Raw genomic sequence first — 11,594 nt, 5'->3', positions numbered from 1 at the left:
TTTATTTCAATTCAAATCCTGAACGGTTAAGAACCATATTCTTTTTTCCATTCTTCAGCAACTCCGCTCAGAACAGTATAAAATTCTTCACCGTACTTTCTGATCAATGGTGTTTTTAAGAACTTATATACAGGAACCTGAAGTTCTTTTCCAAGCGTACAGGCATCACTGCATACATTCCATTCATGATAGTTTAAAGCCGTGAATGCAGAATATTCTGTAACACGGATAGGGTACAGGTGACAGGAAATAGGTTTCTGCCATTCTACTGCGCCGTCTTCATAAGCTTTTTCAATACCACATTTGGTAATTCCTTTTTCATCAAACGTTACATAAGCACATTCGCGGTCCTCCACCATTGGAGTAACATACATTCCGTCGTGCGGATCAGTAGTCCATGTTCCCTGTTCTTCAAGGGCTTTAACGCCTTCCTGAGTAAGATAAGGTTTTATTTTATCAAAAATACTGTCCAATATTTCAAGCTCGTCTTTATCCAACGGAGCTCCTACATCTCCTTCCACACAACATGCTCCCTTACATTTGGTAAGGTTGCAAACAAATTCTTCGGAAAAAATTTCCTCGGAAATCAATTTATCGTCTATCTGAATCATAATTTTTTAAAATAAGTCAAAAACTGTACCCGCTTTAAAGGTAAGTAAACTAATAATGATAAGCCATAAGCCGGCCTCCTGCATCCAATATTTGGGTAAAAATCTCATCATTCTGCTCAGAATAATACTTGAAGGAAATGCTAATAACAGCAGATATTCATAGTTTTTATTCATGTAAAGAATAATGGTAGCAAGCTGCGCCAGGGAAAAGACCAGCAGAAAAGTATATTTGTATCTGCTTATCGGGCTTTTCTTATTATAGTTTTGAAAATGGTCATATACTGCATAAATAAGCATCAGAATAACCGGAATTAAAGGCAATAGTTCCGTATAATCTGTGACAGGCTTCATCCTTCCGAAAGGAAAGTAATCGATATTCCAGGTGGTGAACTGAACAAAATACATCACAGAAAAGTAGCTGAATGCAATCATCACAATTCCCAGAAGAAATCTGAACAGGTTTAATCCTATTTTGGCAGAAGTTGCAATTACGTGAATGATCACAAAAACAGCCATTGGCCACGTGGTGGGAAGGAAAATAAAGTTCAGTGCCACAATTGCTCCTACCAGCACATAAGATTTTTTTCTGATGTCTTCATCTGCACTGGTGAGAAGAAGAATGAGAAATGAATTCGTAAGCAATGAAACCGCTATTCCTATGTCCAGATTTCCGGGATATAACCCAAAAACAAAACAGGTATATAAGAATAAAGGAAGATGAGTCTGATAATTAAGAGCAATACTGTGAAAACAAAAATATCCCAAAGCAATTCCCAGAAAAGTTATTCCGGCAATAATAGCTTCATAAGTGTTGAAATTCAGTATGTTAAATATTATTACTACTAAAAGAAGAAAACCAATATAAACAGGAATTGAAAAAATATTGCTTTCTTTTGAAAGTAATTTAAACATTTTTTATAAATTTGTACAAAGTTAATTTAAAAAAGGAAAATAATGACGTCTTTCTTTCTATTCTTAAGCAAAGTTTTTAAATGGAGTTTCGGTTTCTTTGATACTTTCGGTAATGTGTTAAACTGGATTTTATTTACAGTTTGCTGTGTACTATTTACTTATTGGTGCTATGTACTGGTGGTAACATTAGGTGGCGACAAAGATAAAGACTATTATTCTCCAACGGAAGGTAAGAATCCTTACTATGATCCGAATATCTATAAAAAAGAAGGTTAATTAATTGGTTATATAGTAAAAAACCGATCAAATAATTTTATTTGATCGGTTTTTTTATACTAACGATTAAAATTTTCTTTTCTTAGTCGTGGATAGGAAGTACCAGAACCGGGATGCTGGAACTCTTTGTAATTCCTTTGGTAAGGCTTCCTACAAATACATCATAAATTCCACTTCTTCCGTGAGATCCCATTACAATATAATCTGCATTTTTATCCTTAGCGTGTTCCAGAATTATATCCTTGGCAAGCCCTTGTTTTAAAAGGTGTTCACAATCGATATCATGAGCAATGATTCTTTGTTCAATTTTATTGAGCTGAACCAGTTCTTCTCTGATTTCATTGGCCTCTACCTCCGGAAAATATTGAAATCCCATATCACCGATGGCAAAGCCAATATCCGATGGCGCTACATGGATCAGGTAAATTCTGCCGTTAAGCTGTTTTGCAAATTTTATGGCACCTTCCACCAATTGGTCTGTCTTGTCCCCAAAATCTACGGGCAATACAATATTTATCATAACCTTTCATTTTGTTACCTAAAGATATGAAAAATTTGCTAAAGATTGATGTTAAATACTTATAATATTCGGATATCAAGGATTTTTTCGTCCTCAAGGTAAGCTTCCAGAATATCATTTTCATCCACTCTTCCAACCCCTTTTGGTGTTCCCGTAAAAATAAGGTCACCCACTCTCAAAGTAAAATATTGGGAAGCAAAAGCAATAATATCATCAATATTGAATATCATCTCCTTTGTATTGCCATCCTGAACCTTTTGTTTGTTTTTTAAGAGTGAAAATGACAGGTTTTCAAGATTATAATTTTCCTTTTTAAAGAAATTTCCAACGACAGCAGAACCATCGAATCCTTTGGCAAGCTCCCATGGAAGACCTTTCCCTTTCAGTTCACTTTGAAGATCTCTGGCCGTAAAATCTATTCCCAGGCCAATTTCTTCATAATGTTTATGGGCAGAATCTTTCTGAATGTACTTTCCGCCTTTTGATATTTTTACAACCACTTCCAGTTCGTAATGGATATCATTCGAAAATTCAGGGATATAAAAATCATTTCCCTTCAGTATTGCGGTATCCGGTTTCATAAAAATAACAGGATTCTCCGGAACTTCATTTCCTAATTCTTTCGCATGTTCACTATAATTTCTTCCGATACAGATGATCTTCATAATTCTTTATTTATTTGTCGGACTCCGTCATTGTGAGGAACGAAGCCATCTTCTTATTAATCTAAATGTTTTATCTTTTACTTATTCGTGGGAAAACTCATTTCCACAATAGTAGCATTTGAACTTATGACTCGTTAAAAAAGATATCCCAAAAAAGCTTGTAGCGCTGTCATCTCTGTAGATATGATTGGAGCCACATTTCGGGCATACAAAATCAAATTCGGGATCAGTAATGGTGTGCTCTACCTCAAGAGAAAATTTTTCATTCTCATTATAATCCTGAAGAACCTCTTTTGCCTTTTCTACATCATCTTCAAAGACCTGAAGCTGTATTCCGCCTACGGCTTGCGATAGCAGCCAGTCAGATTGTATCAACTGTTCATTCGCAATAAAACTGTTGATCCCATTTTCTGCCAATATCTGTTTATCCCTGTTGGCTTCAAGGGCAGTTTCATAAAATTTAAAACGAACCAGGTTTGACATTTCTTAAAATTTACTTGAGAGTTGAATCTTTGTAAAAACCTTCTTGGTGTACAGCGGAAAATCTGCATTCTGAAGCCATCCGAAATATCCCAGATCCTTTTGGAATACAGCTTTTACTCCCTGCCCTTTATACTTTCCGAAGTTGAAGACCGCTTCCATTTTCTCATTGTACCCGATAAATCCGGCAAGGTCCGCATTTTTATTATGGAAAGTAAATTCACTTAACGGAGCAATCTCATTGGGAATATCATCATATTTTCCCACCTGAGCATCCAATACTTCAAAAGTGGCCATCACATCCGCTTCTGCAGAGTGTGCATTTTCCAATGTTTTTCCACAATAAAACTGATAAGCAGCTCCTAGATTTCTAGGCTCTTTTTTGTGGAAAATAGTTTGTGCATCTACCAATTTGAATTTGCTTAAATCAAAATCCATTCCTACTCTTAAAAGCTCTTCGGCCAATAGCGGAACATCAAATCTGTTAGAATTAAACCCTCCGAGATCTGTCCCTGCGATCATTTCCATCACTTTAGAAGCGATGTCTCTGAAGGTGGGTGCATCCTTTATATCTTCATCATAAATTCCGTGGATCTCACTGGATTCTTTCGGAATCAGCATTTCAGGGTTTACACGCCATGTTTTACTTTCTCTGGATGCATCAGGGTTCACCTTTAAAATACAAATCTCAACGATTCTGTCTTTTCCGATGTTTGTTCCTGTAGTTTCCAGGTCAAAAATACAAAGCGGTTTATGGAGTTTTAAGTTCATGTTGTGTTGATAATTAATAATTTGAAAATGTGTTTTATTTAAAAATGATGTTTTTAACTTTTATCATTCTATTTCAGTTGTTTCTGAAAAATCAGAGATACCAATATATAATAAATAACGAGTAGTGGAATTCCCACAATCTGAAACAGGGCAAGAATTGCAATCCCGCCTACCAGTAATGCTATTTTGGGATAATTGTCTTTTAATGCTTTAGATTTAAACTTCATCGCAATCATTTTGACAGGACTTATCAGAAGGAACGAAGTAACCAGTGTGAGTACAACAAGCCATAATTCGTTCTCAAACAAGAAAGCGAAATTTCCTTTTTCCTTAAAAGCATAATATAAACCAAACAATAAAACGGTATTGGTAGGAGTATTCAGTCCTTTAAAATAATATCTCTGTTCCTCATCAAGATTGAAAATCGCCAGTCTTAAGCAAGAAAAAGTCGTTGCAGTTAAACCGATATACTTGACTTCAAACGGTAAATGGAATCCGAGTAATTGTGATCCGAAAGGCTCCAATGCTTTATACATAGTAAGTCCGGGAATTAATCCGAAACTCACCATATCAGCAAGAGAATCCAGCTGAAGTCCCAGGTTTGAATTTGATTTTAAGGCTCTGGCTACAAAACCATCAAAAAAGTCGAAAACAGCGGAAAGAATAAGACAAATCGCTGTTGTCTGATAATCTCCTAAAATAAGATGTATCGCCCCTATACACCCTGCAAATAAATTAGCCAGGGTTAGGGCATTAGCCAGGTTATTCTTTATAAAATTCATAGATACAAAAATAAGGAATTAAAACTTAGGTTGAATAATATCCAACACTGGTTATAGATCAGAATTTTTTAATTCATCACATGGAGAATTTCAGACTATAAAATGGGAGGCTTAAACAATAGCAATCAAAACATTGAGTGATAATTTTGTTTCTGAAAAACAATCTGTTACATCTCAATAGATCCATGATGGGTTGTTCTTGTTTAATTAAATAAATGAATGATGAAAAAAATTATAGTCGTAGAAAGAGGTTTTGCTGGAGGTGACCTCGATAAAAAGAAAACTAATAATGTACCTTATATATCTTCGGAACTCACGTTGGGCACCAGTTATTTGGGAATTTTTGAGAAACTTATTTCGATAATGCTTCTTATTGCCGTGGTTTGTGCGGTTTATATTTCTTTGACAAATTCTGAATATTTTGAAAAACTTGTTGAAGAAGATGGTTTTTATGAAAACCTTACCGCTTTATTTTTGTTTCTAAGCAGTTTTACCCTGGCTCTGAAATTCCTGAAATTGCAGTCATATTATAGTAAAGCTTGGAAATTTGGAGTGATGTTAATGGTTGCAGGACTTTTTTTTGGAGCCGGTGAAGAAATCTCCTGGGGACAAAGAATATTTAATATCCAGTCTTCAGAATTTTTTAAAATTAATAATGCACAGCAAGAAACAAACCTGCATAATCTGGTTGTAGGAAAGGTAAAATTAAATAAACTCATCTTTTCCAATGTGTTGTCAATTGGCTTTGGATTCTATTTTCTGGTGCTTCCCATCTTGTGGCTCAAGGTTTCAAAAGTAAGAGCATTCATCAATAAGTTCGGAATTCCGGTTGCAAGACCTGTTCATATTCTGATCTTTCTGATGGCTACACTGCTTATTCTTATCCTGATTAGCAGTTCCAAAAAATGGGAGGTTTGGGAATATGCTTTTGCACTGATCATGTTCCTGATCGTGTATAATCCCATCAATACAAAAGAAATTTTTTCAAAAAAATAATAAAACAATAGCCGTGAAGCAATTGTTGATGCCATGTACAAACTCCTTATCATATGAAAAATGAGAAACAACTATTTTATTTATTAATGGTGGCTGTCGTCGTTCTTCTTTTCGTCCATTTAGGAAAATTGTATGTGGATATTATGGAGGCCAGAAACTTTGTTTCTGCAAGAGAAATGGTAGAAGAAGGACATTGGATCTTTACGACGATGAATGGTGTTCCAAGGTACGAGAAGCCACCATTTCCAACCTGGATGAGTGCGTGGACAGGAGCTCTCTTTGGCTGTGGAAATATATCTGCCTTAAGATTTCCGGCAGCACTATCCTCTCTGCTGCTTGTTGTTTACTTTTATAAAATTGTCAATTTTCTTTCTGACAATAGGCGTTTAGCTACTATATCGTCTCTTGTTTTAATTACAAACTTTCTGGTAATTTATGTCGGAAGACGAGCCAACTGGGATATCTATAGCTATAGTTTTATGATTATCGGGATCTATTATTTTATTTTAGCACTGAAAGAAATCAGGACGATACCTAATTATCTGTTTGCAGGGCTATTTTTCGGATTGTCAATACTGAGCAAAGGTCCTGTCGGTCCTTATGTAGTGCTCTTGCCTTTTTATCTGGGATATAGTATTGTTTTTGGATGGCCAAAATTGCAGAACATAAAAGGGATAGTTTTATGTGCTCTTTTTGCCGTCTTTATTGGCTTTTCGTGGTATTTTTATATCTACTTTTCTGATCCGGATACTTTTCTGGCCGTAATGGAAAAAGAAGCCACTGCCAGAGGAAACCGGGATGTAAAACCATTTACCAGATATTTAAGTTTTCCTGTACAAACCGGTGTTTGGATTTTTTACAGCGTGATAGGACTTATTTACCCAATGTTGATCAAAAGAGTGAAGCAGCCCAAAATCTATTCACTTTTCTTTTACTGGACTCTTTTTTCACTGATTTTATTATCATTGATTCCTTCAAAGAAAGAACGTTATCTCTTTCCAATGATGATACCGCTGGCAGCTACTACAGGCTATTATCTTCAATACCTTTTTCAGAGTTTTAATTTAAAAAGATGGGAACTCAATTTGAATACAATCATATTTACTGTACTTGCAATCGTATCTCTGTTTTTTTCAATAGGAGTTTACTTTCTGCCTCTGGAAACTGATATTATGACCGTTTTGTTTTCTATTACCACCTATCTTACCGGTATCGGAATCCTGTATTTTATATATGGGGACAGAAATTTTCAACATGCGTTTTGTGTCGTTATTCTACTGGTAATCGGAACAGGAATTTTTGGTATTCCTATTCTGGATGAGATGCTCAGCAATAATAAGAAATTTAAAAGCCTGGTTACGATCAAAGAAAAGATCCGTCAGGAAAATCTAAAACTATACTCCTATGCAGAATATTCACCGGAAGTTTGGTTCAGATACCAGGAAGTGATCCCTGAGATAAAACCTGGAGATTCACTTACCTATCCTGTAGAAAAAGAATTTTATCTCACGATGAACTCCAATAAGACTGAATTATTGAAACCTTTTAATCAGTTAGGCTGGAAGTCAGTCTACGTCGGAATGTTTGACGACAATGAGGAGGCTCCTCCTTCCAAAAACTATTCAGATAGAAAAATACATTACCTATATAAAATCACAGCTTATGATGAATCTAGACCAATCCTACTCAATTGTAATTCCACTTTATAACGAAGAAGAGAATGTCTCTTTGCTCATTGATGCTATAGAAGGCATTATGGGAGGTTTCCGTTATGAACTGATCCTTGTTGATGATTTCTCCACTGATAGAACGGTGAAGATCATTAAAGATATTGCCGCTTTTCACGTCGTTTTAATAGAGTTGAAAAAAAATTACGGCCAAAGTTCAGCGTTGATGGCCGGCATAGATTATGCTTCCGGAGATTATATTATTACTATGGACGGAGATCTGCAAAATGATCCGTCTGATATTCCGATGATGATTAATAATATCAATGAAAACGGATATGATCTTGTGGTGGGAAAACGTCGGAAGAGACAAGATAACCTCTTGAAAACTTTTCCTTCCAAAATCGCTAATTTTATTATCAGAACAACGACAAAACTCAATGTCACGGATCATGGATGTGCTTTGAAAATTTTTACCAGAGAAACGGCAAAAAAACTTGATTTATACGGTGAGTCACATCGTTTTATTACCCTTCATGCCTATATTAACGGAGCAAGGATTGCTGAAGTGCCTATCAAACACAGGGCAAGACAATTCGGGGTTTCCAAATATGGGATCGGAAGAACGACCAAAGTCATCAATGACCTGATTTTACTGCTATTTAATCAAAAATATCTTCCGAAGCCCATTTATCTGTTTGGAAATATAGGAATTGCCACTTTTATAGCAGGAATACTGATCAATACTTATTTGTTCATTGAAAAGCTCATGGGATATCCAATCGGTGGAAGGCCTTTACTCATCTTGGGAATTTTGTTGGTTTTTGTAGGAATACAGCTTTTCACAACAGGGATTATTATAGATCTGCTGATGAAAACCTATTACGAATCACAAAAGAAGCGACCGTTTAATATCCGAAATGTATCTGTTTTTTGAAAAAGCTCAGAAAGATTTCTTCCGTTATGCTGAAGGTAGGTGTTAGCGGGGTATTGCTCTATTTTGTTTTCAGAAAGATTCCATTTTCTGAGATCGGAAAGCTTATTAAAACCAGTAATCCTCTTTTTTTGATTCTGGCGTTAGGCGTTTTTGGTCTTTCTCAGATGATTTCATCTCAGAGATTGTTGTTATATTTTCATGCCCAGAACTTTTTGATTCATAAGACGGATAATTTTAAACTTTATCTGTTGGGAATGTTTTATAATTTCTTTATTCCCGGAGGAGTAGGCGGTGATGCTTATAAAATTTATACACTTCATAAAAAATTCAGATGGAATATAAAGAAACTGACCAAGTCGGTATTTTGCGACAGGATTTCCGGATTATTTGCCATCATTCTTTTGATTGAGGGATTAATGACGATGATGTTGAGCGGTGCCCTGAAGCTATTGATCATTCCAATAGTCATTACTACCATCTTTTTGGCTAGACTTTTTTTTAGAACCTATTTTCCTCAATTTAAAAATATATTTTACCAGACATTACTATATTCATTAAGCGTACAGGTGCTTCAGCTGGTTTCAGTGTATTTTATTTTAAAATCATTGATGCAGGTTGATGGTATGGTGTTGTATTTTGTGGTCTTTCTGATCAGTTCCACACTCAGCATTATTTCTTTTTCCGGAATTGGTGTCAGAGAATGGCTTTTTATGAAAGCGGCACAGTATTTTACCTTTAATCCTGATATTTCAGTTTCTGCTGCAGTTCTATTTTCTTTCATTACAGCTATTGTAGCTTTTGCCGGTCTTTGCTTTTATCATTTTAAATATAAAACAGATACCTATTCCTCGTAAACTGAAAATTATTCTTTTTAGCGTTTTTTTATTTTAATAATTTTAATTTCCTTTGCATGTCATGAAAAAGGAAATTAGAAAACAGGAAATTCTGGTTTTATTGTACAGAATTTTTTTAGCATACTTTTTTTATCAGATCGCAAGACTTTTATTCTGGTACTTTAATAAAGACCTGATAAAAGTTGATTCCGTTTCAGAGTATATAAAGCTGGCTTATCATGGTATAGCTTTCGATACCACTGCGATTTTATACGTTAATGCACTATTCATACTTCTGAGTCTTTTGCCGTTGGTAATCAATACCAAAAAAGGCTTTCAAAAAGTTCTGTTCTGGATTTACTTCATTACCAATGGGGTAGCATACGGAATGAATTTCGGAGATTTTATTTATTATAAATTTTCGCAGGCCAGGCTTACATCAGCAGTATTTCAGGTAGCCGAACATGAGTCTAATGTTTCCCAGACGCTGATGATTTCCATAGGACAGCACCCGTTTGTCTTTATCTGGTATGTTATTTTAATGGCCCTGTGGGTATTTTTATATAAAAAGATAAAAATAGAAGAAAGGAAACCTGTGCAGCTGATTCCGTACTTTATTTTTTCCATACTTACCTTATGCATCACAACAGTATTGGTGGTAGGAGGGATCCGTGGAGATTTTAAACACAGTACAAGACCTATCAATATGGTGGATGCTACCCGGTTTGTAGCTAATCCTCTGCAAGGAAATGTCGTTCTTAATAGTACTTTTTCATTCTTCAGAACTTTAAATACCAATAATTTTAAGGAAGTTCATTTCGTTGATGAAAAATATATTGATGAAAATGTCCAACCTTATAAAGTATATGATCGCAAAGTTGAAAACCGTCCCAACATTGTTATTTTCATTGTAGAATCTTTCGGAAGAGAATATTCCGGAGCCTTTAATAAAGAGAAAAATATTAAAGACTATGTTTCCTATACTCCGTTTATGGATAGTCTGGCCGGCCAGAGTCTTATTTTTCCTAACGCATTTGCCAATGGGAGACAATCTATCCACGGCATGAGCAGTGTGTTGGCAGGGATTCCCAGTCTTACAGATGCTTTTACGGGTTCACCATATTCTAACCAGAAAATACAGTCTATAGTTTCTGTTTGTAATGATCTTGGGTACGATACCTCTTTTTACCATGGCGCACCCAATGGTTCTATGGGATTTCTGGGATTCGGTAATATCTTAGGATTTAAGCATTATTTTGGAAAAACAGAATACAATCACGATGAGGATTTTGATGGAATGTGGGCAATATGGGATGAACCCTTTCTTCAGTATTTTGCCAAAAATGTAGGAAAGAAGCAGCCTTTTATGACCACTGTCTTTACCGCTTCTTCACACCACCCTTTTAAAATTCCTGAGAAATATAATGATAAGTTTAAAAAAGGGAAAATAGAAATGCATGAACCGATACAATATACGGATTATGCCATTAAAAAATATTTTGAAACGGCTAAAAAAGAACCTTGGTTCCACAATACAATCTTCGTGTTTACAGGAGATCATACCAATCAGATTTATTATCCTGAATATGAAAAAGCAATGAACCGGTTTGCCGTTCCATTGATATTCTATTCCCCTAATCCGGATTATCAGTTAAAAGGAGTAAACCCTGAAATGGCACAACAAACAGATATTTATCCTACTTTGGCAGATCTTATCGGATACAATAAACCCATAAGAAGCTGGGGACGAAGTCTGGTAAGTGATAAGGATTATTCTTCTATTATTGTGAACTCTGACGGAAGCACAGAACAGTTTATGATCGGGAATTATATCTATCGTTTTGACGGTAAAGATATCGTAGGGGTATATGATAAAGCTGATTTAGGACTTGAAAAGAACCTGATCAAGGAGCTTAAAACTCCGGAAGTAGAAAAAGGAAAGCAAACTGCAAAAGCCTGGTATCAGGATTATATGAACAGGGTGATTAACAGAAAGCTGAATTAAATATAAAATCTGGAGGGCGGAATTTTTTTAAAACGGCAATAATAACTTCTCTCCTCCAACCTTAAATCATTTTGCTTTTGAGCAGTCTTCCATAGCCTTTATGCTTTGTATAACAAAAGTTTTTGTTTGTTGAAAATTA

At 35.4% G+C, this 11,594-nt stretch carries 13 protein-coding genes; 6 read left to right on the top strand and 7 right to left on the bottom strand.

The features are described from left to right. Positions 1-26 precede the first annotated feature (26 nt). A complete protein-coding gene (locus EG342_RS00665; protein ID WP_103293935.1) occupies positions 27-611 on the bottom strand; it encodes a DUF3109 family protein in 585 nt (194 codons plus the stop codon). 6 nt (positions 612-617) lie between these two features. Then, the gene (locus tag EG342_RS00660; protein ID WP_103293936.1) at positions 618-1,523 is read right to left on the bottom strand and encodes a DUF6427 family protein; all 906 of its coding nucleotides are present in this window, start codon (positions 1,521-1,523) and stop codon (positions 618-620) included. 42 nt (positions 1,524-1,565) lie between these two features. Between EG342_RS00660 and EG342_RS00655 the strand changes: the two genes are divergently transcribed. Next, positions 1,566-1,799 carry a DUF6341 family protein gene (locus EG342_RS00655; protein ID WP_103293937.1) on the top strand — a complete coding sequence of 78 codons (234 nt, stop codon included), beginning with the start codon at positions 1,566-1,568 and terminating at the stop codon, positions 1,797-1,799. 82 nt (positions 1,800-1,881) lie between these two features. Here EG342_RS00655 and EG342_RS00650 read toward each other — a convergent pair whose 3' ends face one another. From EG342_RS00650 to EG342_RS00630, 5 genes are all read right to left on the bottom strand, one after another. Further along, the gene (locus EG342_RS00650; RefSeq protein WP_103293938.1) at positions 1,882-2,319 is read right to left on the bottom strand and encodes a universal stress protein; all 438 of its coding nucleotides are present in this window, start codon (positions 2,317-2,319) and stop codon (positions 1,882-1,884) included. Between the two features lie 59 nt (positions 2,320-2,378). Then, a complete protein-coding gene (locus tag EG342_RS00645; RefSeq protein ID WP_103293939.1) occupies positions 2,379-2,984 on the bottom strand; it encodes a fumarylacetoacetate hydrolase family protein in 606 nt (201 codons plus the stop codon). Between the two features lie 81 nt (positions 2,985-3,065). After that, a complete protein-coding gene (locus EG342_RS00640) occupies positions 3,066-3,467 on the bottom strand; it encodes a putative signal transducing protein (protein ID WP_103293940.1) in 402 nt (133 codons plus the stop codon). A 3-nt stretch (positions 3,468-3,470) separates the two neighbouring features. Further along, entirely contained in the window at positions 3,471-4,235 is a 765-nt protein-coding gene (locus EG342_RS00635) for a 3'-5' exonuclease (RefSeq protein ID WP_103293941.1), read from the bottom strand. A gap of 68 nt (positions 4,236-4,303) precedes the next feature. Further along, the gene (locus EG342_RS00630; protein ID WP_103293942.1) at positions 4,304-5,017 is read right to left on the bottom strand and encodes a CDP-alcohol phosphatidyltransferase family protein; all 714 of its coding nucleotides are present in this window, start codon (positions 5,015-5,017) and stop codon (positions 4,304-4,306) included. Positions 5,018-5,239: 222 nt separating this feature from the next. Here EG342_RS00630 and EG342_RS00625 point away from each other — a divergent pair, with 222 nt between their 5' ends. The 5 genes from EG342_RS00625 (at position 5,240) to EG342_RS00605 (ending at position 11,455) form a co-directional block, all read left to right on the top strand. Further along, a complete protein-coding gene (locus EG342_RS00625) occupies positions 5,240-6,013 on the top strand; it encodes a hypothetical protein (RefSeq protein ID WP_103293943.1) in 774 nt (257 codons plus the stop codon). A gap of 53 nt (positions 6,014-6,066) precedes the next feature. Next, positions 6,067-7,722: an ArnT family glycosyltransferase gene (locus EG342_RS00620; protein WP_103293944.1), complete on the top strand. Its 1,656-nt coding sequence runs from the start codon at positions 6,067-6,069 to the stop codon at positions 7,720-7,722. Beyond that, the gene (locus EG342_RS00615) at positions 7,676-8,617 is read left to right on the top strand and encodes a glycosyltransferase family 2 protein (protein ID WP_317126833.1); all 942 of its coding nucleotides are present in this window, start codon (positions 7,676-7,678) and stop codon (positions 8,615-8,617) included. Before EG342_RS00620 ends, EG342_RS00615 begins: the two co-directional genes overlap by 47 nt. Further along, entirely contained in the window at positions 8,614-9,471 is an 858-nt protein-coding gene (locus tag EG342_RS00610) for a lysylphosphatidylglycerol synthase transmembrane domain-containing protein (RefSeq protein WP_123868009.1), read from the top strand. The genes EG342_RS00615 and EG342_RS00610 overlap by 4 nt, the downstream gene beginning before the upstream one ends. Before the next feature lie 61 nt (positions 9,472-9,532). After that, entirely contained in the window at positions 9,533-11,455 is a 1,923-nt protein-coding gene (locus EG342_RS00605; RefSeq protein ID WP_103293946.1) for an LTA synthase family protein, read from the top strand. Positions 11,456-11,594 lie beyond the last annotated feature (139 nt).

This window comes from Chryseobacterium lactis (assembly GCF_003815875.1).
Classification (GTDB): Bacteria; Bacteroidota; Bacteroidia; order Flavobacteriales; family Weeksellaceae; genus Chryseobacterium; species Chryseobacterium lactis.
This window is presented reverse-complemented; position numbering and strand designations above follow the sequence as displayed.

Excerpts from the sequence above, each read along its gene's own strand:
- EG342_RS00655 (WP_103293937.1), top strand. The coding sequence starts at position 1,566 with ATGACGTCTTTCTTTCTATTCTTAAGCAAAGTTTTTAAATGGAGTTTC.
- EG342_RS00635 (WP_103293941.1), bottom strand. The coding sequence starts at position 4,235 with ATGAACTTAAAACTCCATAAACCGCTTTGTATTTTTGACCTGGAAACT.
- EG342_RS00630 (WP_103293942.1), bottom strand. The coding sequence starts at position 5,017 with ATGAATTTTATAAAGAATAACCTGGCTAATGCCCTAACCCTGGCTAAT.
- EG342_RS00645 (WP_103293939.1), bottom strand. The coding sequence starts at position 2,984 with ATGAAGATCATCTGTATCGGAAGAAATTATAGTGAACATGCGAAAGAA.
- EG342_RS00660 (WP_103293936.1), bottom strand. The coding sequence starts at position 1,523 with ATGTTTAAATTACTTTCAAAAGAAAGCAATATTTTTTCAATTCCTGTT.
- EG342_RS00615 (WP_317126833.1), top strand. The coding sequence starts at position 7,676 with ATGATGAATCTAGACCAATCCTACTCAATTGTAATTCCACTTTATAAC.
- EG342_RS00650 (WP_103293938.1), bottom strand. The coding sequence starts at position 2,319 with ATGATAAATATTGTATTGCCCGTAGATTTTGGGGACAAGACAGACCAA.
- EG342_RS00665 (WP_103293935.1), bottom strand. The coding sequence starts at position 611 with ATGATTCAGATAGACGATAAATTGATTTCCGAGGAAATTTTTTCCGAA.
- EG342_RS00640 (WP_103293940.1), bottom strand. The coding sequence starts at position 3,467 with ATGTCAAACCTGGTTCGTTTTAAATTTTATGAAACTGCCCTTGAAGCC.
- EG342_RS00605 (WP_103293946.1), top strand. The coding sequence starts at position 9,533 with ATGAAAAAGGAAATTAGAAAACAGGAAATTCTGGTTTTATTGTACAGA.
- EG342_RS00620 (WP_103293944.1), top strand. The coding sequence starts at position 6,067 with ATGAAAAATGAGAAACAACTATTTTATTTATTAATGGTGGCTGTCGTC.
- EG342_RS00625 (WP_103293943.1), top strand. The coding sequence starts at position 5,240 with ATGAAAAAAATTATAGTCGTAGAAAGAGGTTTTGCTGGAGGTGACCTC.